21 protein-coding genes and 2 pseudogenes are annotated in these 26,761 nt (G+C 62.5%); 18 read left to right on the top strand and 5 right to left on the bottom strand.

Annotated elements, in window-relative coordinates; genetic code table 11:
• Positions 1-72: 72 nt before the first annotated feature.
• Positions 73-1,533 (bottom strand): metalloprotease TldD, encoded by a 1,461-nt coding sequence (tldD, locus tag J1777_RS04370; protein WP_207574620.1) that lies wholly within the window; start codon positions 1,531-1,533, stop codon positions 73-75.
• 45 nt (positions 1,534-1,578) lie between these two features.
• On the bottom strand, positions 1,579-2,751 hold the full coding sequence (gene rodA, locus J1777_RS04375; RefSeq protein ID WP_207574621.1) for a rod shape-determining protein RodA: 1,173 nt from the start codon (positions 2,749-2,751) through the stop codon (positions 1,579-1,581).
• Between the two features lie 46 nt (positions 2,752-2,797).
• Here rodA and J1777_RS04380 point away from each other — a divergent pair, with 46 nt between their 5' ends.
• The 18 genes and pseudogenes from J1777_RS04380 (at position 2,798) to J1777_RS04460 (ending at position 23,598) form a co-directional block, all read left to right on the top strand.
• Positions 2,798-3,397: a YqiA/YcfP family alpha/beta fold hydrolase gene (locus J1777_RS04380; protein WP_207574622.1), complete on the top strand. Its 600-nt coding sequence runs from the start codon at positions 2,798-2,800 to the stop codon at positions 3,395-3,397.
• 63 nt (positions 3,398-3,460) lie between these two features.
• Positions 3,461-5,542, top strand: coding sequence for a ribonuclease catalytic domain-containing protein (locus J1777_RS04385; RefSeq protein WP_207574646.1), 2,082 nt, complete (start codon positions 3,461-3,463; stop codon positions 5,540-5,542).
• Positions 5,539-6,396: an energy transducer TonB gene (locus tag J1777_RS04390; RefSeq protein ID WP_207574623.1), complete on the top strand. Its 858-nt coding sequence runs from the start codon at positions 5,539-5,541 to the stop codon at positions 6,394-6,396. Before J1777_RS04385 ends, J1777_RS04390 begins: the two co-directional genes overlap by 4 nt.
• A gap of 51 nt (positions 6,397-6,447) precedes the next feature.
• Positions 6,448-7,299: a shikimate dehydrogenase gene (aroE, locus tag J1777_RS04395; RefSeq protein ID WP_207574624.1), complete on the top strand. Its 852-nt coding sequence runs from the start codon at positions 6,448-6,450 to the stop codon at positions 7,297-7,299.
• 13 nt (positions 7,300-7,312) lie between these two features.
• A complete protein-coding gene (gene mtgA / locus J1777_RS04400) occupies positions 7,313-8,041 on the top strand; it encodes a monofunctional biosynthetic peptidoglycan transglycosylase (RefSeq protein WP_341352931.1) in 729 nt (242 codons plus the stop codon).
• Positions 8,042-8,172: 131 nt separating this feature from the next.
• Complete coding sequence (gene ruvC / locus J1777_RS04405; protein ID WP_207574626.1) at positions 8,173-8,730, top strand: crossover junction endodeoxyribonuclease RuvC; 558 nt, start codon at positions 8,173-8,175, stop codon at positions 8,728-8,730.
• Between the two features lie 224 nt (positions 8,731-8,954).
• Positions 8,955-9,497 carry a thermonuclease family protein gene (locus J1777_RS04410; protein ID WP_242700378.1) on the top strand — a complete coding sequence of 181 codons (543 nt, stop codon included), beginning with the start codon at positions 8,955-8,957 and terminating at the stop codon, positions 9,495-9,497.
• Positions 9,498-9,586: 89 nt separating this feature from the next.
• Positions 9,587-10,192 (top strand): hypothetical protein, encoded by a 606-nt coding sequence (locus J1777_RS04415; protein ID WP_207574627.1) that lies wholly within the window; start codon positions 9,587-9,589, stop codon positions 10,190-10,192.
• Positions 10,189-10,755, top strand: coding sequence for a TlpA family protein disulfide reductase (locus J1777_RS04420; RefSeq protein ID WP_207574628.1), 567 nt, complete (start codon positions 10,189-10,191; stop codon positions 10,753-10,755). The genes J1777_RS04415 and J1777_RS04420 overlap by 4 nt, the downstream gene beginning before the upstream one ends.
• A gap of 139 nt (positions 10,756-10,894) precedes the next feature.
• A complete protein-coding gene (gene accB / locus J1777_RS04425; protein ID WP_207574629.1) occupies positions 10,895-11,341 on the top strand; it encodes an acetyl-CoA carboxylase biotin carboxyl carrier protein in 447 nt (148 codons plus the stop codon).
• A 113-nt stretch (positions 11,342-11,454) separates the two neighbouring features.
• On the top strand, positions 11,455-12,810 hold the full coding sequence (gene accC, locus J1777_RS04430; protein WP_207574630.1) for an acetyl-CoA carboxylase biotin carboxylase subunit: 1,356 nt from the start codon (positions 11,455-11,457) through the stop codon (positions 12,808-12,810).
• Positions 12,811-12,956: 146 nt separating this feature from the next.
• On the top strand, positions 12,957-13,850 hold the full coding sequence (prmA, locus tag J1777_RS04435) for a 50S ribosomal protein L11 methyltransferase (RefSeq protein ID WP_207574631.1): 894 nt from the start codon (positions 12,957-12,959) through the stop codon (positions 13,848-13,850).
• A 31-nt stretch (positions 13,851-13,881) separates the two neighbouring features.
• Positions 13,882-13,986 (top strand): annotated as a pseudogene (locus tag J1777_RS14565) (zinc-ribbon domain-containing protein); the annotation flags it as partial.
• Between the two features lie 444 nt (positions 13,987-14,430).
• Complete coding sequence (locus tag J1777_RS14300) at positions 14,431-15,183, top strand: DUF3426 domain-containing protein (RefSeq protein WP_242700379.1); 753 nt, start codon at positions 14,431-14,433, stop codon at positions 15,181-15,183.
• 31 nt (positions 15,184-15,214) lie between these two features.
• Positions 15,215-16,123: a carbohydrate kinase family protein gene (locus J1777_RS04445; protein WP_207574633.1), complete on the top strand. Its 909-nt coding sequence runs from the start codon at positions 15,215-15,217 to the stop codon at positions 16,121-16,123.
• 194 nt (positions 16,124-16,317) lie between these two features.
• A complete protein-coding gene (locus J1777_RS04450) occupies positions 16,318-19,704 on the top strand; it encodes an MHYT domain-containing protein (protein WP_207574634.1) in 3,387 nt (1,128 codons plus the stop codon).
• Between the two features lie 32 nt (positions 19,705-19,736).
• Positions 19,737-22,601 carry an ATP-binding protein gene (locus J1777_RS04455; RefSeq protein ID WP_207574635.1) on the top strand — a complete coding sequence of 955 codons (2,865 nt, stop codon included), beginning with the start codon at positions 19,737-19,739 and terminating at the stop codon, positions 22,599-22,601.
• Positions 22,602-22,605: 4 nt separating this feature from the next.
• Positions 22,606-23,598 carry a response regulator gene (locus tag J1777_RS04460; RefSeq protein ID WP_207574636.1) on the top strand — a complete coding sequence of 331 codons (993 nt, stop codon included), beginning with the start codon at positions 22,606-22,608 and terminating at the stop codon, positions 23,596-23,598.
• A gap of 12 nt (positions 23,599-23,610) precedes the next feature.
• On the opposite strand, the gene queF is transcribed toward J1777_RS04460, so the two are convergent.
• From queF to J1777_RS04475, 3 genes and pseudogenes are all read right to left on the bottom strand, one after another.
• Complete coding sequence (gene queF / locus J1777_RS04465) at positions 23,611-24,471, bottom strand: NADPH-dependent 7-cyano-7-deazaguanine reductase QueF (protein ID WP_207574637.1); 861 nt, start codon at positions 24,469-24,471, stop codon at positions 23,611-23,613.
• A 9-nt stretch (positions 24,472-24,480) separates the two neighbouring features.
• Positions 24,481-25,248 (bottom strand): peroxide stress protein YaaA, encoded by a 768-nt coding sequence (gene yaaA, locus J1777_RS04470; RefSeq protein ID WP_207574638.1) that lies wholly within the window; start codon positions 25,246-25,248, stop codon positions 24,481-24,483.
• Positions 25,249-25,341: 93 nt separating this feature from the next.
• Positions 25,342-26,761, bottom strand: a pseudogene (locus J1777_RS04475) (Rne/Rng family ribonuclease); the annotation flags it as partial.

Below are 26,761 nucleotides of genomic sequence, written 5' to 3' on the forward strand. Positions count from 1 at the left end.
TGCACAGCGTCCATTTTTTAAACAAAACGGGCTAAAACCCATGCAGATAAAGCGCTAATAGCTATCAAAATATCAAGCCGTGCCGCCCACCGTCAGCCCGTCGATGCGCATGGTGGGCTGGCCCACGCCCACGGGTACGCTTTGGCCTTCCTTGCCGCAGGTGCCCACGCCGCTGTCCAGGCGCATGTCGTTGCCAATCAGGCTGACCTTTTTCATGCATTCGGGGCCATTGCCCACCAGGGTGGCCCCTTTGACCGGGTATTGAATCTTGCCGTTTTCCACCCAGAAGGCCTGGCTGGCCGAGAAGACGAACTTGCCGCTGGTGATGTCCACCTGCCCGCCGCCAAAGTTGGTGGCGTACAGCCCTTTTTTGATGCTGGCGACGATCTCGCGCGGGTCTTTGTCGCCGCCCAGCATGTAGGTGTTGGTCATGCGCGGCAGCGGCAGGCTGGCGTAGCTTTCGCGCCGGCCATTGCCGGTGGGTTGCACCCCCATCAGGCGGGCGTTCAGGCTGTCTTGCATATAGCTTTTCAGGATGCCGTCTTCAATCAGCACATTGGCCTGGGTGGCGTGGCCTTCGTCGTCGATGTTGAGCGAGCCGCGCCGGTCGGGCAGGGTGCCGTCGTCCAAGATGGTCACGCCTTTGGCGGCAACGCGCTGGCCGATGCGGCCGCTGAAGGCGCTGGAGCCTTTGCGGTTGAAGTCGCCCTCCAGCCCGTGGCCCACGGCCTCGTGCAGCAGTACGCCGGGCCAGCCAGCGCCCAGCACCACGGTCATTTCGCCGGCCGGGGCCGGGCGGGCATCGAGGTTGGTCAGGGCCTGGCGCACGGCCTCGCCCACGTAGTCGGCAATCAGGGCATCGTCAAAGTAGGCCAGGCCAAAGCGTCCGCCGCCGCCCGATGAGCCCACTTCGCGCCGTCCGCCCTGCTCGGCAATCACGGTGACCGACAGGCGCACCAGCGGGCGCACGTCGGCGGCCAGGGTGCCGTCGATGCGGGCGACCAGTACCACGTCGTATTCGCTGGCCAATCCCGCCATCACCTGCACGATGCGTGGGTCCTGGGCGCGGGCCAGGGCTTCGACCTTGCCCAGCAGCGCCACCTTGTCGGTGCTGCCCAGGGTGGCGATGGGGTCGAGTGCCGGGTACAGGCTGCGGCTGGGGGCAATCGTGGTTTTGGGGATGCGCACTTTGGCGCTTTTGCCCGCGCTGGCGATGGCCCGCACGGTGTGCGCGGCATCCAGCAGGCTGGGCAGGGAGATGTCGTCCGAATAGGCAAAAGCGGTTTTCTCGCCGCTGACGGCGCGCACGCCCACGCCCTGGTCGATGGAAAAAGAGCCGGTTTTGACGATGCCCTCTTCCAGGCTCCAGCCTTCAGCGCGGGTGTATTGGAAGTACAGGTCGGCATCGTCCACCTGGTGGGCGCGGATGGCGGCCAGCGCTTGCGCCAGGTGGCTTTCGTCCAGACCAAAGGGTTCGAGCAGCAGTTGCCGGGCCGTGGCCAGGCGCTCAATAGTGGGTTCGCGTGCAATCATGGGGTGCGATTGTAGAGAGAACGTGCTTGGCACCACGCCCTTGGGTTAGACGCTGCGCTGCGCCGTGCGCCGCGCCAGATGCTGGGCGCGGGCAATGGACATCAAAATGCCCAGCGCCAGCCCCAGCGTGACCATGGCCGTGCCACCGTAGCTCAGGAAGGGCAGCGGCAGCCCCACCACGGGCAGGATGCCGCTGACCATGCCCATGTTCACAAAAGCGTAGGTAAAGAAAATCACCGCGACGGCGGCAGCCATCAGGCGGCCAAACAAGGTGGTGGCCTGCAGCGCAATGGCCAGCGCCCGCCACACCAGCAGCACAAAGCCGGTGATGAGCACGAGGTTGCCGACCAGGCCAAATTCTTCGGAGAAGGCGGCAAAGATGAAGTCCGTGGTGCGCTCGGGAATAAATTCCAAGTGGGTTTGCGTCCCCGCCATAAAGCCTTTGCCCCAGATGCCGCCCGAGCCGATGGCGATCATCCCCTGGATGATGTGAAAGCCCTTGCCCAGCGGGTCGCGCATGGGGTCGAGCAGGGTGCAGACGCGGGTGCGCTGGTAGTCGTGCAGAAAGTACCAACTGATGCCATCCATGCACAGGGTATCGCCATTCCAAATCAGCAGCACGATGCCAACGGCCGCCAGCAGGACGGGGGGCAGCACCAGCTTCCAGGACAGGCCGGCAAAAAAGATCACCGCCAGCCCCGAGGCCAGCACCAGCAGCGCGGTGCCCAGGTCAGGCTGCTTCAAAATCAGCGCCGTCGGCAGGGCCAGCAGGCCAAAAGCGACGACAAAATCGCTCACGCGGGTCGCGCCTTCGCGGCGCTGGAACCACCAGGCCAGCATCAGCGGCATGGCAATTTTTAGCAGCTCAGAGGGTTGAATCACCACGCCCACATTCACCCAGCGCTGTGCCCCCTTTTTGGTGATGCCAAACACCAGCACCGCAATCAACAGCGCGATGCCCAAGCCATACAGCGGCACGGCGGCAAACATGATTTTTTGCGGTGGCACTTGCGCCACGACGAACAAAATGGCCGCCGCCAGCAGCATGTTGCGCCCATGGTCGATAAAGCGCGTGCCGTGGTCGTAACCCGCGGAATACATCGCCAGCAGGCCCAGGCCAGAGAGCAGGGCGATGAGCAGCAGCAACACCCAATCGAAGCCCAAGAACATGGGCACAATGCGTTGCAGTAGCGACGGTTTGTCAAATTCAGTAGACATAAGCGCCGATTATCCGGTGCTGAGAACCTATTTACGATCATTGAGTATGCCCACCACCCATTTGCTGTACCTGCACGGTTTTCGCTCCTCCCCCCAGTCGTTTAAAGCCCGCTATTTGGCCAACATCATCGCCCAGCGCCATCCGCAGGTGCAGTGGTGGTGCCCTCAGTTGCCCGCCTCGCCAGCGCAGGCCATGGCGCAGGTGCTGGCCGGGGTGGCCGATTGGCCCAGCCGCAGCATGGCGGTGGTGGGCTCTTCGCTGGGCGGGTACTACGCCAGCTACGTGGCGCAGCGCAAGGGCTGCAAAAGTGTGCTGCTCAACCCCGCAGTGGCCCCGGATGAAACTTTGGCGCAGTACATCGATAGCCACCAGCCGCTGTGGCACCAGCCTGCAAATGCACAGGAAGAGGCGATTTTTTTCCGCGCCGAATACATTGATGAGTTGCGTGCTTTGTCGGTGCGGGCGCTGCCCCCAGGGGGGGCGGAGCTGGGCATTTTTTGCACCGGCGATGAGGTACTCGATTGGCGCGAGATGGTGCAGCGCTACCCCCAGGCGCAGCAGCGCATCGTGCAGGGCGGGGACCATGCCATCAGTGACTTTGCCACCTTGGTGCCCGAGGTGTTAAGTTTTTTGGAACTGCCCTGAGCTTGCAAAACGACAAGAAAAAAATGGCGGCAGCACCCGACCCCCATGGGACAATCCGCCCCCATGTACGCATTGTTTGAAGATGCCGGAAAATTTTTCGCCGGCCGCATCCTTTCCGAGGCCGATGCCTCCTCCCAAATCGAGTTGGACTCGGGCAAACGGGTCAAGGTCAAAGCCGCCAACATCCTTCTGAAGTTTGACAAGCCCAGCCCGTCTGAGCTGCTGACCCAGGCCCAGGCGCAAGCGGCCGAGGTGGAGCTGGACTTGGCCTGGGAATTTGCCCCCGAGGCCGAGTTTGGCTTTGCCGAGATTGCCCAAGACTACTTCTCGGCCAACGCCAGCCTGATCGAGCAGGCCGGCATGCTGGTGGCGCTGTTTGGTGCGCCGCATTACTTTCGCCGCGCGGGCAAAGGGCGGTTTAAGAAAGCGCCGGCAGAAATCCTGCAGCAAGCGCTGGCCGCGATCGAGAAGAAAAAGCAGCTGCAAGCACAGATGGATGCCTGGGCGGCTGAGCTGGTCAGCGGCCAGTGTCCGCAGCCCATTCGCGAGCAGCTCTACAAAATTTTGTTCCGGCCGGACAAAAACGCCCCGGAATACAAAGCCGTGGTCGAGGCCAGCCGCCAGGCGCAAACCGCGCCGCTGCAGCTGCTGCAGCAAGCCGGGGCGATTGCCTCGGCCTACCAGTTTCACTGGCAGCGCTTTTTGCTGGACAACTTCCCCAAGGGCACCGGTTTTCCTGCCCTGCCAGCGCCCCAGCCGCCCGAGGATTTGCCGCTGGCCAGCGTGCAGGCGTATTCGATTGACGATTCGCAAACCACCGAGATTGACGATGCCCTGTCCGTCACCGGGCTGGGCAGTGGCCAGGTCACGCTGGGCATTCACATTGCGGCGCCGGGGCTGGCGATTGCGCCCGGCTCGGATCTGGACAAACTGGGCCGCCAGCGCCTGTCCACCGTGTACATGCCGGGCTACAAAATCACCATGCTGCCCGACGAGGTGGTGCAGGCCTACACCCTGGATGCGGGCCGTGCCAACCCGGCAGTGTCGCTCTACGTCACCTACGACGAGGCGAGTCTGGACGTGCTGGAGAAAACCACCCGCCTAGAGCGCGTGCCCGTGGCGCACAACTTCCGCCACGATCAGCTCGACCACATCGTCACAGAAGAGCACCTTGCGCAGGATATAAGCCAAGTTCAGGTAGAAAACATCCCGCAATCCTTAAAAGACGTGTGGAATGAGCTATCGTTCTTGCACAAACTGGCGCAGCACCTGAAGCACCAGCGCGAAGTGGTGCGCGGCAAGCCGGAAAACTTCAGCCGCCCGGATTACAGCTTCCGCCTGCAAGGCAACGGCAAAAACGAGCCCGATGGCAGCGAGATCGTGCACATTAGCACCCGCAAGCGCGGCTCCCCGCTGGATTTGATCGTGGCCGAGGCCGCCATCGTCGCCAACAGCAGCTGGGGCCAAATGCTGGCCGACTTTGGCGTGCCCGGCATCTACCGCAGCCAGGCCAGCATGGCCCCAGGGGTGAAGGTGCGCATGTCCACCAAAGCCCAGCCGCACGCGGGCATGGGGGTCAAGTGCTACACCTGGGCCACCTCGCCGCTGCGCCGCTATGTGGATTTGGTCAATCAATGGCAGGTGATTGCCTGCGCCCGCCACGGGGCCACGGCAGCGCTGGCGGCACCGTTCAAGCCCAAAGATGCCGATTTGTTCTCCATCATCAGCAACTTTGAGGCCACCTACGGCGCGTACAACAGTTACCAAGCGGGCATGGAGCGCTTTTGGACGCTCAAGTATTTGGAGCAAAACGGCATCACCGAGATCGACGGCGCATTGATCCGCGACGATGCTGCCGGCGGTGCCCTGGTGCGGGCCGATACCTTGCCGCTGGTGGTGAACGTGCTCGGTGCCCAGGGCATGGGGCGCGGGGCGCGGGTGCGCGTCAAGCTGGGGCAGGTGGACTTGATCAGTCTGGACATTCACGGCACCGTTGTTGCCCGCTTGGATGATCCGCTGGACCCGAGTGACGATGCACCGCTGGACGCAGAGGACGATGGCGATGGTGCCGAAGTCACTGCCGGCCCCATCGCCATTGCCGTTGATGTGAATGAGGCCGACAGCCCCGATAATCCCACGCCGTGAAAAAGCTTAACTCTCCACTTGCGCTGGCGCTGCTCCTTTCCTTGGCCGTGCACGCGGTGCTGCTCACCGTGCGCTTTGTCGCGCCCGAGCAGTTCAACCGGGTGTTTAAAGATACGGCGCTGGAAGTCATCTTGGTCAATGCCCAAAGCCAAGAACGCCCAGAGAATGCCCAAGCCATTGCCCAGGCCAATTTGGCTGGCGGCGGCGATGTCGCCCAAGGCCGGGCCACCAGCCCCATGCCGTACTCGGCCCTGACCCGCATTGGCGATGATTTTGAAGAGCGCCAACGCCAGATCGATGCCCTGCAAGAGCGGCAAACCACCTTGCTCACGCAATTGCGCCAGCGCCTGGCCGCCCTGCCCGAATTCGATCCGCGCGAAGCCGCCCAGCAGCAGGCCCGTGAACAGCAAGAGCAAAAGCGCAAGCAATTGCTCAAGCAATTGGCCGAGCTGGAAAAACGTATCAACGAAGAAAACGCCCGCCCGAAAAAGCGCTACATCAGCCCCGCCACCAAAGAAGCGGCCTACGCCGTGTACTACGACGCATTGCGCCACAAAGTGGAGGAAAAAGGCACGGAAAACTTCCCCGAAGTTGGCGGGCGCAAGCTGTATGGCGACCTGATCATGGTGCTGACCATCAACCACGATGGCCGGGTGCTGGAAACTGAAATCGTGCAAAGCTCCGGCCAGCAAGATTTGGACCGCCGTGCCCAAGCCATTGCCTACGCATCGGGCCCCTTTGGCAGCTTCACCCCGGCCATGCGGGCCCAGGCCGACCAAATTGTGGTCGTAGCGCGCTTTAGCTTTACGCGCGACCAGGTGCTGCAAGCCAATGTGCAAGCCAATGAGCGTTAATCATTTTTCTCACGCCGATCCTGTGGATTGTGCTGATCATGCGGTCATGCGATGACAACACCTGACAATTACTGCGTATTTGGCAACCCCATTGGGCACAGCCGTTCGCCCTGGATTCACCAGCGCTTTGCGCAACTGACCGGGCAAAACCTCGATTACCAAGCACGTTTGGCTCCGTTAGATGGTTTTGCCGACAGTTTGCGCGACTTTATCGCCCAGGGCGGCAAAGGGGCCAACGTCACCGTTCCCTTCAAGCACGACGCGGCCCGTTGCGCCCACACCTGCAGCCAGCGGGTGGTGCTGGCCGGGGCGGCCAATACCTTGCTCATCAGCGCCGACGGGCAGATTCACGCCGACAACACCGACGGCCTGGGGCTGGTGGCCGATATCACCCACAACGCCGGGGTAGCGCTGGCCGGGGCGGATATTTTGCTGGTCGGTGCCGGGGGCGCGGCAGCGGGTGTGCTCGGGCCGCTGCTGCAGGCCCAGCCCCGCAGTATCACCGTCTGCAACCGCACCGCGGCCAAGGCGCAGGCGCTGGTGGCCCGCCACCAAGCCCTGGCCCAGCAGCAAAATGTGCAGCTGCTGGCGCAAGAGCAGCAAGCCTTGGACCGCGATTTTTCCGTCATTATTAATGCCACCGCTGCCAGCCTGAGCGGCGGCGCAGTGCCCGTGCCCGAGGGCAGCGTGCGCCCCGGTGCCTTGGTGTACGACATGATGTACGGCCCGGCCGCCGAAGGTTTTTTAGACTGGGTCTGGCAGCAAGGCGGCATTGCCCGCGATGGCCTGGGTATGCTGGTCGAGCAAGCGGCGGCGGCCTTTGCCCTGTGGCGCGGTGTGCAGCCCCCAAGCGCACAGGTGCTCGATGAGCTGCGCGATCTGTTGCTGGCGCAGCAGGCATGATGCTTTGGCGGTGGTGAAAGCGTTTCTCACCGGGCTGGAGCGCTGGCTGCTGGCGGTGATTGCCGCAGCGGTGTTGCTGCAGCTGTTTTTTGTGCTGCGCATTGCCTTGATGGCCTGGTGGGCCCCGCAATCGACCGCGTTTGAGCGCACCCAGTTGTGGCAACACTGGCACACCGGGGTTCGCAGCCCCTGGCAGCAGCAGTGGGTGGATTATGAAAACATCGCCCCCGCACTGAAAAAAGCGGTTTTAACGGCAGAAGACGACCTGTTTACCGAACATGACGGCGTGCAGTGGCAGGCCATCGAACGCGCCTGGCAGCGCAACCAAAAAGCCTTGGCCCAGGCCGAGCACAAACCCACGGCCAAGCCGGTGCGCATTGTTGGCGGCTCCACCATCACCCAGCAATTGGCCAAAAACTTGCTGTTGTCGGGCGAGCGCAATCTGCTGCGCAAAGGGCAAGAGCTGGCATTGGCCTTTTTATTAGAGCAATTCTTGGATAAACGCCGGATTTTGGAGCTGTACCTGAACCATGCCGAATGGGGGCAGGGCATTTTTGGGGCCGAGGCGGCGGCGCAGCATTACTTTAAAAAACCGGCCAGTCGGCTGACCAGCTTGGAAGCGGCCCGTTTGGCCGTCATGCTGCCGCGCCCGCGCTACTTTCAGCAGCATTGGCAGTCGGGGTATTTAAGCCAACGCGCCCAAGTGATTGCGCGGCGCATGGCGGGCACGGCGATTCCTTAGATCGTGAACACGTTCTTAGCGCCTGTGTGGGATTTTGTTTAAAGTAATAGTGCTTTGCGCTCTTGTTTATTGGTTTATCTATTTAAATCAGCAAAATAGTGTTGATTTATCAGCGAAAGCAGCTCCTTTTTATGCGTATTCTTGGCATTGACCCCGGCTTGCAAACCACCGGCTTTGGCGTGATTGATTGCCACGGGGCGCAGCTGCAGTACGTGGCCAGCGGCACCATCCGCACCACGCGCACGCCGGGGGTGGCGTTGGGGGATTTGCCGCAGCGGCTGAAAATTATTTTTCAAAGTCTGGGCGAAGTGGTGCAGCGCTACCAGCCCAGCACCGCCGTGGTGGAGATTGTGTTTGTGAACGTCAATCCGCAATCGACCCTGCTGCTGGGGCAGGCGCGCGGTGCGGCTTTGACCGCCTTGGTGGCGCACGATTTGACCGTGGCCGAGTACACCGCCTTGCAAATGAAAAAAGCCATCACCGGCAATGGCCGCGCCGCCAAGGGGCAAATCCAGGCCATGGTGCAGCACATGCTGCGCCTGCCGGGTCTGCCCGGGCCGGATGCGGCCGATGCCCTGGGGCTGGCCATCACCCACGCCCACGCTGCGCCCATGCTGGACAAGCTGGCCGACCAAACCAGCCTGCAGCGGCGCCAGCACGCCATGCTCAAGGCCGGGCGGGTGTACTAAGAACGTGTTCACGATCTCCTCATGGGTGTGCGGGCGCGGCTTCGGGCGGTCTGCGTCGTTGCAAATCCTCGCAATAACCAAGCTATTGCTGTGGTTTGCGCCTCGCAACCCATCCCGAACCGCAGCCCCCACACCTTCATTCGAGATCATGAACACGTTCTAAGGGCATGCGCAGCCAGTCAAGTTAGCCAGTGAAGTCAGTTACAGCAGAAGGTTAGAGAAGTTTGAAGCAATTGTTAAACATTGGGCGCATGCGCCTGGCCGTGGCCGCTTGGCTGCTGCTGGCCGCGTGCGCTGTGCAGGCCGCCAGCAGCGTGCATGGCAAGGTGGTTGGCGTGGCCGATGGCGACACTGTTACGGTGCTCAGCGCCAAGAACAAGCGCTACAAAATCCGCTTGCAAGGGGTTGATGCGCCGGAGTTGCGCCAAGCCTTTGGGCGGCAGTCAAAAAAAGCCTTGTCCGATTTGGTCTTTGGCCAGCCGGTGCGGGTGCAACTGCAAGGCAAAGACCGCTACGGCCGTTGGCTGGGCAAGGTGCTGGTGGCCGAGCCCGGCTGCCGTGCCGCCCACTGCCCCTTGACGCTGGATGCCGGCCATGCACAAATCACGCGCGGCTTGGCCTGGTGGTACCGCGCCTATGCCAAAGAGCAAAGCGTGGTGGATGCCGCCACCTATGCCCATGCCGAAAAACAAGCCCGCGCCTACCGCCTAGGCCTGTGGCAAACGAAAAAGCCCACCCCGCCGTGGGTGTGGCGGCGCAAACATTGAAGCGCCCGCATGGCCGTTGATCTGCCGCTTGCCCCTTCAGCGGCGCTGCCATTGGGCCGCAGTGGCTGGCTCTGCTACGCTTGGCGGCTATGAATGTGTCCAGTCCCCTTGCCCTAGAAATTGCCGAAACCGCTGCCCGCCTGATTGTTGAAGAGGGCTTGGAGTGGGGGCCGGCCAAGCGCCGCGCCGTCAAACAAATGGGGCTGCCCCCGCGCACGGCTTTGCCCGATAACGCCGTGCTCGAAGATGCGGTGCGCGCTTACCTGGAGCTGTTTTGTGCCGATACCCAGCCGCAGGAGCTGCACGCCTTGCGCACCTTGGCGCAGGAGTGGATGCAGCGGCTGGAAGATTTTCGCCCCCACCTGACCGGTGCGGTGTGGCGGGGCACGGCCACGCGCTTATCCGATATTTATCTGCAATTGTTTTGCGATGACCCCAAAGCCGCTGAAATTGCCCTGCTGGATCGGCAAGTGCGCTTTGAGGTCAGCCAAGTGCCCGGCTTTAAAGGGGCGCTGGTTGATGCCTTGAGCATTCACAGCTGGTGCGCCCCCCTGGGCGAAACGGTGGGGGTACACCTGCTGATTCATGATTTTGACGAGCTGCGCGGAGCGCTGAAGCCCGACAGCCAAGGCCGCAGCCCACGCGGCGATTTACGCGCCTTGCAAACCTTGCTGGCCGCGCAGGAGGATGCATGACAAGCACAGACAACAAGAGCGCCCGCCGCCAATGGCTGCTCGCCGCTGGCGGGGTGGCGCTCACCAGCGCTGTGGGCATCGGTGTGTGGCAAGCCGTGCGCCCTGCGGCTGGCGAGCTGGACGCTGGGCTGGCGCACTTTTGGGCGCAGCAGCTGCCCTTGGCCTCGGGCGAGATGGTGGCCTTGCAGCAGTTCCAAGGCCAGGGCCGGCCCCTGCTGGTGAATTTTTGGGCCACTTGGTGCCCGCCGTGTGTGAAAGAGCTGCCCTTGCTCGACCAACTGGCGCAAACGCAAGCCCAGGCCGGTGGCCAAGGCCTGCGGGTGCTGGGCATTGCGGCGGACAAGGCGGCCAATGTCACCCGTTGGCTGCAGCGCCAGCCCTTGAGCTTTCCGGTGGTGATTGCTGAAACGGGGGGCGTGGCGCTGACGCGGCCCTTGGGCAATAGCAACGGGGGCCTGCCGTTTTCCCTGCTCTTTGACGGGGCGGGGCAGTTGAAGCAGCGTAGAATCGGCGCCTTTACCGAAGAAATTTTGCAGCGCTGGATGGCTGCAGTTGCACCATAAATAGCGTTTGTTGAATCAACGGCACGCGCGGCATAAAAAAATTCCACAACGACGTTGATTAAAAATAAGACCAAAAGAACGCAAAAGCCCGAAATTAGGGTACATTCGCGCCCTTGTTTGAATGATTGTGGGAGCTTTCATGGATCTGCGTAAACTCAAAACCCTCATTGACTTGGTGTCCGAATCGAACGTCTCGGAGCTGGAAATTACCGAAGCCGAGGGCAAAGTCCGCATCGTTAAAAGCGCGGGTGTAGTGCAGCAATTTGTCGCTGCCGCCCCAGTGGCTGCTGCCCCGGCTGCAGCGCCTGCCGCCCCAGTGGCTGAATTGCCGGCCCCCCCTGCGGCCGTGGTCGGCCACCAAGTGAAATCGCCCATGGTGGGTACGTTCTACCGCGCATCGGCCCCGGGTGCCAAGCCGTTCATTGAAATCGGTGCCCAGGTCAAAGAAGGTGATGTGCTGTGCATTATTGAGGCCATGAAGATCTTGAACGAGATCGAGGCCGACAAGACCGGCACCGTCACCCGCGTGCTGGCAGAAAACGGCCAAGCCGTTGAATACGGCCAACCGCTGTTCGTGATTGAGTAAGCCTTGCCACGTGGGCGCTGCCACAGACATCCCTGTGGCCGGTGCCAGCATCGTGTACAGCGCGCTCGCCCCGGCAGCAGCCAGGGGTGCGAAACAACGAGGAGCCTTCTTTCATGTTTAAAAAAATCCTAGTCGCCAACCGTGGTGAGATTGCCTTGCGCATCCAACGCGCGTGCCGCGAAATGGGCATTAAGGCGGTGATGGTGTATTCCGAAGCCGACCGCGATGCCAAATACGTCAAATTGGCCGACGAAGCCGTGTGCATTGGCCCCGCGCCGTCGCCGCTGAGCTATTTGAATATGCCGGCGCTGATCTCGGCGGCCGAAGTCACCGATGCCGAAGCCATTCACCCCGGCTATGGCTTTTTGGCCGAGAACGCCGACTTTGCCGAACGCGTTGAGCAAAGCGGTTTTCAGTTCATTGGCCCCACGGCCGAATCCATCCGCATCATGGGCGACAAAGTCTCGGCCAAGCAGGCCATGATCAAGGCCGGTGTGCCCTGCGTGCCTGGCTCGGAGGGCGAGTTGCCCGATGACCCGGCCACCATTCGCCGCATTGCCAAATCCATTGGCTATCCGGTGATTGTCAAAGCCGCTGGCGGCGGTGGCGGGCGGGGCATGCGGGTGGTGCACACCGAGGCCGCTTTGGTCAATGCGGTGCAAATGACCAAGGCCGAGGCCCAGGTCGCCTTTGGCAACCCGGCCGTGTATATGGAAAAGTTCTTGCAGAACCCGCGCCATATCGAAATCCAGATCATGGCCGACCAGCACAAGAACGCCGTCTATCTGGGCGAGCGCGATTGCTCTATGCAGCGGCGCCATCAAAAAGTGATTGAAGAGGCCCCGGCCCCCGGCATTCCGCGCCGCTTGATCGAAAAAATTGGTGAACGCTGCGTCAGCGCGTGCAAAAAAATTGGCTACCGTGGGGCTGGCACCTTTGAATTTTTGTACGAAAACGGCGAGTTCTATTTCATCGAAATGAACACCCGCGTGCAGGTGGAGCACCCGGTGTCCGAGTTGATCACCGGCGTGGACATCGTGAAAACGCAAATCATGGTGGCGGCGGGCGAAAAGCTGCCGTTCAGCCAGCGCCAGATCAATGGCCAAATGCGCGGCCACGCCATTGAGTGCCGCATCAACGCGGAAGACCCGTTCAAGTTCATCCCCTCGCCTGGGCGCGTCACCATGTGGCACATGCCCGGCGGCCCCGGCGTGCGCGTGGATTCGCACGTGTACAACAACTACTTTGTGCCGCCCAATTACGACTCGATGATCGGCAAAATCATCGTTTATGGCGACACCCGCGAACAGGCCATGGCCCGCATGCGCACGGCACTGTCTGAAGTGGTGGTCGAAGGGATTAAAACCAACGTGCCCCTGCACCAAGAGCTGATGGTCGATGCCGGCTTTGCCGAAGGCGGCACCAACATTCACTACCTGGAGCATTGGCTCAGCCAGCGCAAGCGTTGATACGCCAGCAGGCCCGGCACGCACCAGTGTGCCGCCTTATTAATATAGCTATTACCGCTTTGTTAATATCATTTCAGATGTTTTTTGGCCTGAAATTGAGTATTGGCAAGCGCTAATAGCTATTCTTATTTTGAAAGATTCACCCCATGTTTGAACTCATCCTCATGTGCCCACAAGAACAGGTGGAAGACATCAGCGATGCGCTCGATGCGCTGGATGCACTGAGCGTTTCGGTCGAAGACATGGATGCCCACACCGATGCCGAGCAAGCCCTGTTTGGCGAACCCGGCATGCCCGCGCCCAAAGACGGCTGGAACCGCAGCCGCATCACGGCCCTGTTCCAAGAGCGTGCGGGCGCTGAAGAGGCGGCCAAGTTGTTGGCGCTGCAAGATTTTTTCACGGGCTGCCAGCTGCTGGGGATTCAGAAGTTGGAGTCGCAAGACTGGGTGCGCCTGACACAAGCGCAATTTCAGCCCGTGGACATTACGCCCGATTTCTGGATCGTCCCCACCTGGCACGAGTTGCCGCAGGCGGCCAAGGTCAGCATCCGCCTCGATCCTGGCCTGGCCTTTGGCACGGGCACCCACCCCACCACCCGCATGTGCCTGCGCTGGATTGCTCGCCAGCCCCAGGGCAGCCTGGGCCGGGTGCTGGACTACGGCTGTGGCTCGGGCATTTTGGCCATTGGCGCGGCCAAGTTTGGGGCGCAAGACATTGATGCGGTCGATATTGATGCCGATGCCGTGACCTCCTGCCAGCTCAACGCCCAGGCCAACCAGGTGCAGCTCAAGGCCGGTTTGCCCGACCAGGCCAGCGGCCAGTACCAAACCGTGTTGGCCAATATTTTGGCCACGCCGCTCAAGGTGCTGGCCCCGCTGCTGGCCAACCATGTGCAGGCGGGCGGCCATTTGGTGCTGGCTGGAATTTTGGAGCGCCAGACCGAAGAGTTGATCGCGGCCTACGCTCCCTATTTGCCCCTGCAAGTGGCCGATAGCGAAGATGGCTGGGTGCTCATGACCGCACAGCGCGGCATGGCTTAGCCCCGCAGCCAGCTTCTACAATCTGCGGGCCATGAGCTTAATCACCTGCTGCCCCTCTTGCGCAACCCGGTTTCGGGTCGTCCCCGACCAACTGCGGATTTCCGACGGTTGGGTGCGCTGTGGCCGCTGTCAAGAAGTCTTTGATGCCGCCGCCGCCCTGCAAGAGCAGCAGGAGGCGGCGTTGGCCGCCCCCCAACCGGCGGTGCCGCCACCGCCACCGCCACCGCCACCGCCACCGCCAGCACCGGCGACAGAAGCTGCGCCTGCGCCTGTGACTGAGGGCACACCTTTGCCTGGGCCAGAATTTTTCCCGCCGCCTGCGCAGGAACCGGAGCCACAGCCGGAACCAGAACCTCTCCCTGAACCAGAACCGGAACCGGAGCCAGTAGCGAAGCCGCAGCCAGAGCCAGAACCGGAGCCGGAATCGCAGCCAAAACCTGCGCCACTGCCCGATCCAGAACCGCAGCTGGAAGCTGAACCGGAACCGGAACCGGAACCGGAACCGGAACCGGAACCGGAACCGGAACCGGAACTGCAGCCAGAACCACCACCAGAACCTGCACCCAGGCCAGAGCCATTCATGGAGCTGGAGTTGGAGTCGCGCTTGCTGGATGCACCCGCCCCGGTGCCCGATGGGGTGCAAGACCTTCCCGAGGCGTTTGAACCGCACGCGCGCGACCCGCTGGCTGGGGCGCTGCCGGTTGCGCCCGTCGCTCCGCCACTCCCGCCAGCCGCACCACGTACCGAGCCGGTGCTGGATGTGCCGGCCGCCGCCGTGGCGGCAGACGATGATGCGGACGATGACGACCTCACCCCCGCCCCCAGCTTTGTGCGCCAAGCCCAGCGCCGCGCCCGTTGGAACCAGCCGTGGCTGCGCGCGCTGGTGGGGCTGTTATGCGTGCTGTTGCCGCTGGCGTTGGCATTGCAGTACGTGGTGTACCAGCGCGATTCGCTGGCCGCACAAAACCCGGCGTTGCGTCCGGCGCTCAGCGGCCTGTGCGCGGCCCTGGGATGCACGATTGCCGCCCCGCAAAACATTGGCATGGTGGTGGTGGCAGGTTCGGCCTTTAACCAGGAAACTGCGCCGGGCCGCTACCGCCTGGGCCTGAGTGTGCGCAACCAGGCCAGCAGCATCGTCGCTACCCCGGCGTTGGAGCTGACGCTGACCGATGCCAGCGACCAGCCGCTGGTGCGCAAAATATTTTTGCCTGCCGAACTGGGCATGCCGCCTGAACTGGGCCCTCGGGCCGAGTGGAATGGCACCTTGCCCATGCAGGTACAGGCCTTGCCGCAGCCTATTTCTGGCTACCGCATGGAGCTGTTTTATCCCTAAGACTGAAAAAAACTGAAGAAAGATTTTTGCTATGACCGCCCTGATTTGTGGCTCCCTGGCGTTTGACACCATCATGGGCTTTGAAGGCCGTTTTGCCGATCAAATCCTGCCCCAGCAGCTACACATTTTGAATGTGTCCTTCCTGGTGCCCTCGCTGCGCCGCGATTTTGGTGGCTGCGCAGGCAATATTGCGTACAGCTTGAACCTGCTGGGCGGTCAGGCCGTGCCCATGGCCACCGTGGGCCAAGACGGTGTGGAGTATGTGCAGCGCTTGCAAAACTTGGGCATTGCGACCCATTGCATTCGAGAGGTGCCGGACAGCTACACCGCCCAGGCCATGATCATGACCGACCGGGACAACAACCAGATCACCGCCTTTCACCCCGGGGCCATGAACCACGCGCACTTGAACACGATTGATGCCAGCCTGGGGGCAAAAATCGCCATCGTCGCCCCGGATGGGCGCGATGCCATGCTCCAGCACGCGGCCCAATTGCATGCGGCGGGCATCCCCTTTGTGTTTGACCCCGGCCAAGGCTTGCCCATGTTCAATGGGCAGGAACTGCTCACCTTTGTCGAGCAGGCCAGCTGGGTGGCGGTAAACGACTACGAGGCCCAAATGCTCTGCGAGCGCACGGGGCTGGATTTGAGCGCCCTATCCCACAAGGTGCAAGGCCTGGTCGTGACGCTGGGCGCACAAGGCTGCCAGGTCTGGCAGCAGGGCCAAGCCGTGCAGGTGCCCCCCGTGGCCCCCAAGGCCGTGGTCGATCCCACCGGGTGTGGCGATGCGTGGCGTGGTGCCTTGCTGTTTGGATTGCTGCAGGACTGGGATTTGCCCCGCTGTGCGGCCTTGGGCAACCGCATGGGGGCACTGAAAGTGGCCGCCCAAGGGCCGCAAAACTACCAACTGGATTTTTCTCCTTTGGATTGCGGCCTGTAGTCACCCCTAACAACGTGTTCACGATCTCCTCATGGGTGTGTGGGCGCGGCTTCGGTCGGTCTGCGTCGTTGCAAATCCTCGCAATAGCCAAGCTATTGCTGTGGTTTGCGCCTCGCAACCCATCCCGAACCGCATCCCCCACACCTTCATTTGAGATCATGAACACGTTCTAAAACGTAGCAAGGAGAGGGCCGATGCTGGGACAGTTTTTTGTGCAAGGCTGGGCCCCCGATCCTTTGCTCTGGGCGCAGCACGACCCGTGGCTGGTGCTGCTGTCGGTGCTGGTTTCGACCGGGGCCTCGACCGTGGCCATGCACATGGCCCAATTGGCCCGCCAAGCCCAAAGCACGCAAGGCAAAAACCTGGCCCTGGCCTCGGGGGCTTTGGCCTTGGGCAGTGGCGTGTGGACCATGCACTACGTCGGCATGTTGGCTTTTGCCGTGTGTGGGCAAGGCCGGTTTGATCCCTGGGTGACCTTGCTGTCGGTGCTGCCCAGCATTTTTGCCTCGTGGGTGGCGCTGGGTGTGCTGATGCGGCCGGTGCTTTCGGCCCCGGTGCTGTGGGCCGCTGCCGTGCTGGTGGGCGCGGGCATTGGCACCATGCACTATGTGGGCATGGCCGCCTCGGAGCTGGCCCCGTTCATGCGCTACGACCTGGGGGGCTTTGTGGTGTCTCTGGTGGTGGCCGTGGTGCTGGCGGCCTTGGCACTATGGGTACGCTTTGGGCTGCAGCGGTTTTTGCCGCTCGGCTCCTGGGCCAACGGGGTGCTGGCTGGGGTGATGATGGGCGGTGCGATTGCCGCCATGCACTACACCGGCATTGCCGCCCTGCGCTTTACCGAGCCGATCGCCCAGCTGTCCGCCGCTGGCCAAGCGATGGCCATCTCCTTGCAAACTGTGTTGTCGATTGCGGTGGCGATTGTCACGGTGGGCCTGAGCCTGCTGGTGCTGGTCATGAACGGCAATCTGCGCTACCGCTACTTGCTTGATGAAATGCGGGTGGCCCGCAAACACCAGGAAGCGGTGGAAGAGTTGTTGCGCCGCAGCGAGGAGCAGTACCGCTCGCTGGCGGAAAACATCCCGGGAGCGACTTTTCGCTGCCGCATTGATGCGCTTTGGAGCATGGTGTTCATCAGCGATTCGGTGCTGCCCCTGACCGGCTGGCCGGCCCAAGCATTTATCGAGGGCAAGGTTTCTTTTGCCCAAATCCTGCATCCAGACGATGAAAAATGGGTGGGCGCAGCCGTTGAAAAAGCCGTTGCGCAGCGCCAACCCTACCACTTGGAGTACCGCATCCTGGACCGCGATGGCGGGGTGCGCTGGGTGTCGGAAACAGGCCGGGCGGCCTACAGCCAGTCCGATGCCCAGTTGTATCTGGAAGGGGTGATTATGGATATCACCGTTGCCAAGCTGCGCCGGGCCGAGTTTGAGGGCATCGTCAGCGCCTTGAATCGCGTGGTGGCCATGATCGAGCTGGATTTAGACGGCTACGTCATTGGTGCCAATGACAATTACCTGCGCATGATGGGCTATACCCGGGACGAGGTACTGGGCCTGCACCACCAAAATTTTTGCACCGAACGAGAGTTGAAGGCCCCGGGCTATGCCGCAGGCTGGGCGCAATTGCGCCAGGGCCAGCCCGTTTGGGGGGAGTTCTTGCGGGTGGCCAAGGGGGGCCGCCGGGTATGGATTTTGGGCTCGTACACCCCCATTTTTGATACCCAGGGCAAGGTTTTCAAAATTGTGAAATTCGCCACCGATTTGAGCGAACGCCATGCCATGGAGGAAGCCCTGCGCCAAGCCAAAGAGCGGGCCGAAGTGGCCGCCGCTGCCCGCAGCAGTTTCTTGGCCAACATGAGCCATGAAATTCGCACCCCCATGAACGCCATCATTGGTTTTAGCGAGGTGTTGCTCGACAGTCCGCTCAATGCCACCCAGCGCCAGCAGCTGAGCACGGTGCGCCAATCGGGCTTGTCGCTGCTGTGGTTGCTCAACGATATTTTGGATTCGGCCAAGCTGGACAAAGGTGCCGTCCACCTGGAACAGGCCGATCTTTCCTTGCGCCAACTGTGTGCCGAAGTATGCGAGACCGTGCGCTTGCAGGCGGCGCAAAAAGGGCTGGCTTTGCAGCTGCACTACCCGGCCACCGAGCCTGAGTTTTTCCATGCCGATGCCTTGCGCATCCAGCAAATCTTGCTCAATTTACTCAGCAACGCCATTAAATTTACCGAGGTGGGCCACGTCCAACTGCGCGTGGCCTATGCCAGCGGGGTGCTGCATTTGAGCGTCGTGGATACCGGTATCGGCATGACGGCCGAGCAGCTGCATCGCATTTTTGATCCCTTTGCCCAGGCCGATGCCTCCACCACCCGCCGCTTTGGCGGTACTGGGCTGGGCACCACCATTGCCCGCCAGCTGGCCGAGCTGATGGGCGGCAGCATTGCGGTGCAAAGCGCCCCGGGTGCCGGCTCGGCGTTTACCGTGCAACTGCCTTTGGCATTGGCCAGCGGGGCGGCGCTGCGCTTTACCCAGGCGGCCCCCAGTCTGCCGCCGCTGCGTATTTTGTGCGTGGACGATATGCCCGAGAACCTAGAGCTGCTGCGCGTGGTGCTGGGCCGCGCGGGGCACCAGCTTACGCTGGCCTCGGGCGGGCGCGAGGCCCTGGCGCAGTTTGCCCGGCAGCCCTTTGATCTGGTGCTGACCGATTTGCAAATGCCCGAGATGGATGGCTACCAGGTGGCGCAGCACATCCGCGCGCTGGAAGCGGGCCGCCTTGGACAGGATGCGGCCCAGCCGCCGGTGCCCATCATTGCCCTGTCGGCCAGCGTGCTGGCCGAAGACCGGGCCTTGGCCCTGCAAGCGGGGATGAATGGCTTTGCCCCCAAGCCCCTGCATATCCCCGACTTGTACGCGGAAATGGCCCGGGTGCTGGGCCTGCCCCTGGCGGCGGCTGGCGGGCCCAGCGCAGTGGCTGCACCCGCCAGCGCGGCAGCGCCTGCGCTGGCCACAGCCGATGCACCGCCCTGGGATGCGCCCGCCGCCGTGGCCCTGTGGGGCGACTGGGCGACTTGGCAGCACATGCTGCAGCGTTGCGTGCAGCAATACCGCAGCGGGCCCGCCCAATTGCAGGCATTGGCAGCCACGCAAGACTGGCCCGCCGTGGCCGTGCAAGCCCACCGCTGGCATGGTGTGGCGGCCAATTTGCAGCTCAAACCCTTGGCCGGTGTGCTGCGGTCGTTGGAAGCGAGCGCGCAGGCGCACGATGGGGCGGCCTGTGCAGCGGCTTTGCAGCTGCTGCAGCAGCAGTGGCAGCAAGTGCGCGATGCTGTGGCCCCGCCAGCGCCAGCGCCAGCGCCAGCGCCAGCGGGGCAAGGGGCGGTGCCGGTGGGGGCCGATGCTGCACAAGTGCGCGGCCTCGTGCAGCAAGCCATCGACATGCTCGCGCAAGGCGAGCTGCCCCACCAGCAGTTGGTGCAGCTGCAGCCATGGGTGGATGCGGCAAAAATCAAAACGATTCAAGAAGCTTTGGATTCTTTTGAGTTGGTGCAGGCGCAGAATTTATTGGCACAATTAATCACATAGCATTGCTACATATCTTTTGAAAATAATTGTTTGTGCCCAATCAATATGACCTGACCGCTGGGGACGTGACCACACAGCAGCTTTCTACGAGCGCACTGGCACAGTTGCACCGCCTTGCCCAAACTGCTGGCCCGGAGGTTCAACACGCTTTGGCGCAGCTTGTCGCGGCCGCCCAGCAGCAAGCGCATCTGCATGCGCAACACGGGCAAGTGCAAAACAACTTGGCTGACTTGCAGGCCATGCTCAACCGCATGCTGCAGCCGCTGGGCCTGCACATTAAAAACTGGCAGGACCCCGCCCAAGCCCTGCTCCAATTGCGTGTGATTGCCGATGACTTTGAGGTGCAGTACCGCGCCATGCTGCTGCGCGAGCGCACCCTGAATCAGCACGCCATTGTCAGTGCCACGGATGTCCACGGAACCATCACCTATGTGAATGATTTGTTTTGTGAAATCAATGGTATGGCACCGCATCAGCTGCTGGGGAAAAACCACCGCATCATTGCTTCTGGCATCCATCCGCGTGCTTTCTATACCGGAATGTGGGAGGCCATCAGCCAAGGCCACACGTGGCATGGCGAGATTTGCAACCGCTCCCCGGTCACGGGCCAAGCCTACTGGGTGGCGGCCACCATCGTGCCGTTTTTGGATGCCAACGGCTTGCCCAAAGAGTACATCTCGGTGCGCACCGACATCACCAAACGCAAAAAATTAGAACAAGAATTGGCCCATGAGCGCTCCTTTTTAGAGAGCATTACGGCTAATTTGGGCAAGGGCGTAATGGTGTTGGACCGCGAAGAGCGCTGCACCTTCTTAAATCCAGAAGCAGAACGCCTTTTGGGCTGGACGCTGGCGCAGCTCAAAGGCCAGCCGCTGCACGGCCAAATGTATTTTTGCGCAGGCCAAGCAGAAGGCGATGATGCCCCCGCCTGCCCAGTGTGCTTGTGCTACGCCTTGCAAGAATGCGTGCCCTTTGACATGCAGGATGACCTGGTTCTGGTGCACAAAGAGCGTGGGTCATTTCCTGCGGCCATGACGGTCTCGCCGCTCTTTGAAGACGGCGTGCTGCGTGGTTGCGTGGCTGTTTTTCACGATATTACGCAGCATAAACGCCACGAAGCGGAGCTGCGCCAGGCCAAAGAGCAGGCCGAACAAGCCAGCCAGGCGCGCAGCAGCTTTTTGGCCAATATGAGCCATGAAATCCGCACACCGCTGAACGCCATTTTGGGGTTTACCGAGGCCTTGCTCGATACCCCCCTGAACCCACAGCAGCAGCGCCAGCTGACCACCGTGCGGCAATCGGGGCGCACCCTGCTGGGCTTGCTCAACGACATTTTGGATACGGCCAAACTCGAAAAAGGTGCGCTGCAGCTGGAGGTGCGCGATTTCTCGCTGCGCCAGCTGTGCCAGCAGCTGGTGGACATGCTCAGCCTGGAGGCCGGCAAAAAAGCCCTCTCGCTGCATTTGGATTACCCCCCTGAGGAGCCGGAGTTTTTTCAGGGCGATGCCCTGCGCATTCACCAAGTGCTGCTCAACCTGCTCTCCAACGCCATCAAATTCACCGCCATCGGCAGCGTCACATTGCACGTGCGCCAGGGGCCGGAGCAGTGGCTGCATGTGCAGGTGCAAGACACCGGCATTGGCATGACGGCGGAGCAATTGAGCCGGGTGTTTACCCCCTTCGCGCAGGCCGATGCCAGTACCACGCGCCGCTTTGGCGGCACCGGGCTGGGCACCACCATTGCCCGCCAGCTGGTCGAATTGATGCACGGGCGCTTGCAGGTCAGCAGCATTCCAAACCAAGGCACCTGCTTTACCGTTTGCCTGCCCCTGCCGCCGGGCCAGCCCGTGGCCGCCACCCCCATGCTGGCCAGCGTGGCGCTGCCGCCGCTGCGCATTCTGGCGGTGGATGACGTGCCCGAGAACCTGGAGTTGCTGCAACTGGTACTGGCCCGTGATGGCCACCAGGTCACGCTGGCCAGTGGCGGCCAAGCGGCGTTGGCGTTGCTCAAAGCCCAGGCCTTTGATGTGGTGCTGCTGGATTTGCACATGCCCGACATCGACGGCTTTGCCGTCACCACGCAGTGGCGTGCCTGGCAAGCCCAGCAGGGCCAAGCCCCTACGCCGGTGATCGCCCTGTCGGCCAGCGTCTTGCCACAAGACCGCCAGCAGGCGTTTGATGTCGGCATGAATGGCTTTGCCCAAAAGCCCTTGTCGGTGCCCTGTTTGCAAGCAGAAATTGCCCGGGTTCTGCACTTGGACACCCCTGCCGCACCCCTGCTCCCCCTAGCCCCGGCGGCCGTCACGGCCCCCGCAGCCAACGCACCGCCTGCTGCCGTGTGTGATGAGGCCGCCGCCTTGGCGCTGTGGGGCAGCCGCGCCCAATGGCAGGGTGCTTTGCAGCGCAGCATGGCCCAGTTTCCTGCGGTGCTTGCGCAGCTGCAAGCGCTCCATGCGGCTGCGCAAATGGCCGACGTGGCCGCCCTGGCCCACCGCTGGCGCGGGGTGGCGGGCAATTTGCAATTGCCGGCCTTGGCCCAGGCTTTGCACGCGGTGGAATCCTCGGCCCACCAGGGCCACACGCTGCCAGCAGCGGCGTGGTCAGCGCTGGCCCAAGCCTGGCAGCAGGTGCACGCCTTGCTCGCGGTGACTGAAGAAAAAGATAGCTTGGGCCGCTTAAATTCCATAGGTAATAATGAGTTATTAACCGATGAAATGATTACTTGCATGCGCGAAATGCTTTTAAATTTAGAGCGCAGCGAGTACCCTGATCTGTCGCGCCTGGCCGCTTGCCTGCCCCCATCCTTGCTGCCGCAGCTGACCCAGGCGCTGGATCATTTTGATTTTTCCCGTGCCAGTGCCTTGTTGCGCGAGCAACTCGAAACCATAAAGCCATGAAACCATGACCGTTACCCTCGACCACCGTCCGCGCCTTTTGTTGGTGGATGACGAACCGACCAACTTACAAGTCTTGCGCCAAGTGCTGCAGCAAGAGTACCGCCTGCAGTTCGCCACTGATGGCCAACGGGCGCTGGAGTTGGCGCGGGAACACACGCCCGATTTGATTTTGCTCGATGTGATGATGCCGGGCATGGATGGCTACGCGGTCTGCCGCGCGCTCAAGGCCGAGGCGCAGACGGCCGCCGTGCCCGTGATTTTTGTCACGGCCCTGAACGATGTTGCCGATGAGGTCGAAGGCTTTGCCGCCGGCTGTGTGGACTACCTGACCAAACCCATCAGCGCCCCGGTAGTGCGGGCGCGGGTGCGCACGCACTTGTCGCTGGTGCGGCTGGATGAGCTGCGCGAAACGCGCTTAAAAATCGTGCAGCGCTTGGGCCGGGCGGCCGAGTACAAAGACAATGAAACCGGCATGCACGTCATCCGCATGAGCCATTTTTCCCGCTGCCTGGCCTTGGCGGCCGGGTGTGCGCCCGATTGGACAGATGATTTGCTCAACGCCGCGCCCATGCACGATGTGGGCAAAATTGGCATCCCCGATGCCATCTTGCAAAAGCCGGGCAAGCTCACCCCCGAAGAATGGGTGGTTATGCGCCGCCACCCAGAAATTGGCGCAGAAATCATTGGCGAAGACCCCTCGCGCGTGCTGCGCTTGGCGCGTTCGGTGGCCTTGTACCACCACGAAAAATTCAACGGCCAAGGCTACCCCTATGGCCTGGTGGGCGAGGCCATCCCGCTGGAGGCCCGCATCGTGGCCATTGCCGATGTGTTTGATGCCCTGACCAGCGTGCGCCCCTACAAAAAAGCCTGGACGGCGCAGGATGCGATGGCACTGATCGAATCCGAAGCGGGCCAGCACTTTGACCCGCAACTGGTTGCGCTGTTTGTCGGCTTGATGGACGAGCTATTGGCCATCAGCCAGCGCTGGGCAGATTAGGCCAACACGTTCTTACTGCCGCGCGGTGCGCACCGAGGGCGGCAACTGCATCGGGTGGCTGGTGCGCAGTGGGTTGATATCCAGCCCGCCCCGGCGCGTGTAGCGGGCATACACCGTGAGCTTGATCGGGCGGCAGCGCTGCCAGATGTTCATGAAGATGCGTTCGACGCATTGCTCGTGGAACTCGTTGTGGTTGCGAAAGCTCACGATGTAGCGCAGCAGCCCTTCTTGGTCGATAGCTGCCCCGCTGTAGCTGATTTGCACGCTGCCCCAATCGGGCTGGCCGGTGACCAGGCAGTTGCTTTTGAGCAAGCGGCTGGTGAGCACCTCGGTGACCGGCGGCTCGTCGTGCTTGGCTCTAAGCAGCTCGGGGGTCGGGTGGTAGTGGGAGCACTCCACGTCCAGGCGATCCAGGTTCAGGCCGCTTAACTCTTCCATGGCTTGCTGGTCGAAATCTTCGGGGCTGACCAGGCGCAGGCCAATGCTGGCCGTTTGCCCACTGCCATGCCAAGCGGCGGCGCTTAAATCGTGGCGCAGGTGCTCGCGCACCGCATCGCTGCTGGCAAAGCGGCTGTTGTTGAAGCTGTTCAAGTAGAGCTTGAAGGATTTGCTCTCAATCAGGTTGGGCGTTTCGCAGGGGATTTGCGCCTGCAAAAGTGCCACCTGCGGCTTGCCACGCAGGTTCAGCCAGGACAGTTCATACCCCGTCCATAAATCGGCACCAAAAAACGGCAGCGCTTGGCCTGGCGCAATGCCCAGCCCGGTGCGGTTGGTTTGGCGCGGCAGGGGAAAGAGCAGGCTGGGGTCGTACTGGTCAGCGTAGGCGCTGCTTTTGCCCAGGGGGGAGTGTTCGGGGGAGGTGGTGGGTGTCATTGTGATGGTTTAGCGGCGAAAAACCAGGCGTTCAGGGGTGGAGGCGGCGGCGGTGAAGGCATAGCCGTCCAGGTCAAAGCCTTGCAATTGCTCAGGCGTTTCGGCCCGGTGCTGGATGGCCCAGCGGGCCATGAGCCCCCGGGCACGCTTGGCGTAGAAGCTGATGATCTTGTACTGGCCGCCTTTGAAGTCCTCAAACACGCATTCGACCACCTGCGCCCGCAGCGTTTGCAGATCGACCGATTTGAAATACTCCTGCGAAGCCAGGTTGATCACCACTGGGGCGGCTTCCCGGGCCTGCTGCTCGTTCAGCGCCTGGGCAATGCGGCTGCCCCAGTAGGCGTACAGGGTGTTGCCGTGGGGATTGGCCAGTTTGGTGCCCATTTCCAGGCGGTAGGGCTGCATCCAGTCCAGGGGGCGCAGCACGCCGTACAGGCCGCTTAAGGTGCGCACGTGGTCTTGCGCCCAGGCCAGATCGTCCAGGTTCAGGCTCCAGGCATCCAGCCCTTCGTACACATCGCCATTGAAGGCAAACAAGGCCTGGCGGGCGTTGTCGGCGGTTAATGTGCTGCTCCACGCGGCGTAGCGGGCGGCGTTGAGTTGGGCCAGGGCATCGCTGAGCTTCATCAAGCGGGCGATGTCGGCCGGGGAGCATTCGCGCAGGATGTCGATCAGACCTTGCGCCTCGGCGCTGAAGGCGGGCAGGGTGTGGGGCAACGCCTTGGGCAGGGGGCGGGTGTAGTCCAGTGCTTTGGCGGGGGAGAGTAAAAACAGCATGGCCAGCTCCAATCCAGCAAGAAAAAACAATGGGGGCCAAGAATGCATCTCGGCCCCCGTTATGCCAGGTGTCAGTCCGACTCCTGTTGCCGTTTAGGACGCGGTGTTGTGCGTTTCAAACGGCAGGCGCAGGTCGGCCAAATCCTTGCGGGTTTCGACCAGGATCAGTGGCGCATCGTCCAGCACCACCGGCGCGGGGCGCTCGCGCGGGATGCGGATCGGGGCCGGCTCGGCGGCAATGGCCGCTTGCACGGCGGCGATTTTCTCGGCATCCGATTGCACCCACTGCAGCCCGGCCGCCTGCGCCAGGGCGCTCAGTTGCTCGATGGGCAGGTGGTAGGTGCTGGCCGGAGCGGGCTGGGCCGCTGCCGTTGCTTCTGCCGCTGCCGCCATGGCCACGGCAGGCGCTTCTTTTTCAGGAGCTGTTGGCGCTTCTTCTGCGGTTGTTTCAGTGCTTATTGGCTCTGAAGTGGCCGTCATTTCAGCGGGGCTAGCTTCTGCAATGGGAGCGGGGGCGCTTTCCGCAACCGGTGCGTTGGCCTCGGTGGGGACGGCCACTGCCGCAGGTTCAGATGCAGATGCAGGGGCTGGCTGCGTGCCCGTTTCCGGGCGCACGTCGGCAAAGTAGCTGCGCCGGCGCGGTGCGGCATCGTCCGCAGTGTTGTCGTCGGCGGGGGCCAAATGGGCCGCTGCAACGGGCAGCACGATTTCGATGGGGGTGCTGTCTTGCAGTGCGGCATCGGGCTGCTGCTCTTCGCGCGGGCTGCGCTCGGTGCGGTTGCCACGGCGGTCACGGCCATAGCGATCGCGGCTGCGGCGGCCATTGCGCGGGGCGCTGTCTTCGCCATCGTCATGCTGGTCGGCACGGCCCAGCGGCGCTTCGGTGGCCGGGCTGGCTGCCGACTGGGTTTCGGCCGCAACGTCGGCCATGGGCGCATCGGCAGGCAGGGCCGTGGGGCTTAGCCGCGTGCTGGCCTCTGGTGCGGGCACGGCCTGCGCTTCGGCCGACCGGGGTTCACGGCGTGGACGCGGGGCGCGCGGCTCTTTGGCCTCGTCGTTGCTGCTGTGCTGCTCGTGCTCCGGGGTGCGGGGCTTGCGGGTGTCGCGACTTTCGCGACTTTCGCGGCCTTCGCGGCCTTCGCGGCCTTCGCGGCTCTCGCGCGTTTCACGGCCTTCGCGCTGGGGGCGGTCGCTGCTGCTGCGGCGGCTGCGGCCCTCGGTGCTGCGTTCAGCGCTGCGGTCGGTGCTGTCCTCGCGCTGTTCGCGGCTGCGCTCAGTGCGCTCACCGCGTTCATTGCTGCGTTCACCGTTGCGTTCACCGTTGCGTTTGCGCCCATCGGTGTTGCGTTCGCCGTTGCGCCGGCCTTGGGGCTTGCTGGGCGCTGCGGGGGCCGGTGCCGGGGCCACCACGGGGGCCGGGGTGCCAAAGCCAAACAGGCTTTTGAGCCAGGAGAAAAAGCCTTGCTCCTGCACAGCGGGCTGGGCGCTGGCCGGGGCGGCGGGAGCGCCAGCG

It is taken from the genome of Comamonas denitrificans (genome assembly GCF_017368815.1).
GTDB classification, from domain to species: domain Bacteria; phylum Pseudomonadota; class Gammaproteobacteria; order Burkholderiales; family Burkholderiaceae_C; genus Comamonas; species Comamonas denitrificans.

What these genes read in the sequence shown, in the direction of transcription:
- tldD (WP_207574620.1), bottom strand. Translation starts at nt 1,533, where the DNA reads ATGATTGCACGCGAACCCACTATTGAGCGCCTGGCCACGGCCCGGCAA.
- J1777_RS04380 (WP_207574622.1), top strand. Translation starts at nt 2,798, where the DNA reads ATGCCCACCACCCATTTGCTGTACCTGCACGGTTTTCGCTCCTCCCCC.
- aroE (WP_207574624.1), top strand. Translation starts at nt 6,448, where the DNA reads ATGACAACACCTGACAATTACTGCGTATTTGGCAACCCCATTGGGCAC.
- J1777_RS04420 (WP_207574628.1), top strand. Translation starts at nt 10,189, where the DNA reads ATGACAAGCACAGACAACAAGAGCGCCCGCCGCCAATGGCTGCTCGCC.
- J1777_RS04415 (WP_207574627.1), top strand. Translation starts at nt 9,587, where the DNA reads ATGAATGTGTCCAGTCCCCTTGCCCTAGAAATTGCCGAAACCGCTGCC.
- J1777_RS14300 (WP_242700379.1), top strand. Translation starts at nt 14,431, where the DNA reads ATGGAGCTGGAGTTGGAGTCGCGCTTGCTGGATGCACCCGCCCCGGTG.
- J1777_RS04460 (WP_207574636.1), top strand. Translation starts at nt 22,606, where the DNA reads ATGACCGTTACCCTCGACCACCGTCCGCGCCTTTTGTTGGTGGATGAC.
- J1777_RS04385 (WP_207574646.1), top strand. Translation starts at nt 3,461, where the DNA reads ATGTACGCATTGTTTGAAGATGCCGGAAAATTTTTCGCCGGCCGCATC.
- yaaA (WP_207574638.1), bottom strand. Translation starts at nt 25,248, where the DNA reads ATGCTGTTTTTACTCTCCCCCGCCAAAGCACTGGACTACACCCGCCCC.
- queF (WP_207574637.1), bottom strand. Translation starts at nt 24,471, where the DNA reads ATGACACCCACCACCTCCCCCGAACACTCCCCCCTGGGCAAAAGCAGC.
- accB (WP_207574629.1), top strand. Translation starts at nt 10,895, where the DNA reads ATGGATCTGCGTAAACTCAAAACCCTCATTGACTTGGTGTCCGAATCG.
- ruvC (WP_207574626.1), top strand. Translation starts at nt 8,173, where the DNA reads ATGCGTATTCTTGGCATTGACCCCGGCTTGCAAACCACCGGCTTTGGC.
- rodA (WP_207574621.1), bottom strand. Translation starts at nt 2,751, where the DNA reads ATGTCTACTGAATTTGACAAACCGTCGCTACTGCAACGCATTGTGCCC.
- prmA (WP_207574631.1), top strand. Translation starts at nt 12,957, where the DNA reads ATGTTTGAACTCATCCTCATGTGCCCACAAGAACAGGTGGAAGACATC.
- accC (WP_207574630.1), top strand. Translation starts at nt 11,455, where the DNA reads ATGTTTAAAAAAATCCTAGTCGCCAACCGTGGTGAGATTGCCTTGCGC.
- J1777_RS04450 (WP_207574634.1), top strand. Translation starts at nt 16,318, where the DNA reads ATGCTGGGACAGTTTTTTGTGCAAGGCTGGGCCCCCGATCCTTTGCTC.
- J1777_RS04445 (WP_207574633.1), top strand. Translation starts at nt 15,215, where the DNA reads ATGACCGCCCTGATTTGTGGCTCCCTGGCGTTTGACACCATCATGGGC.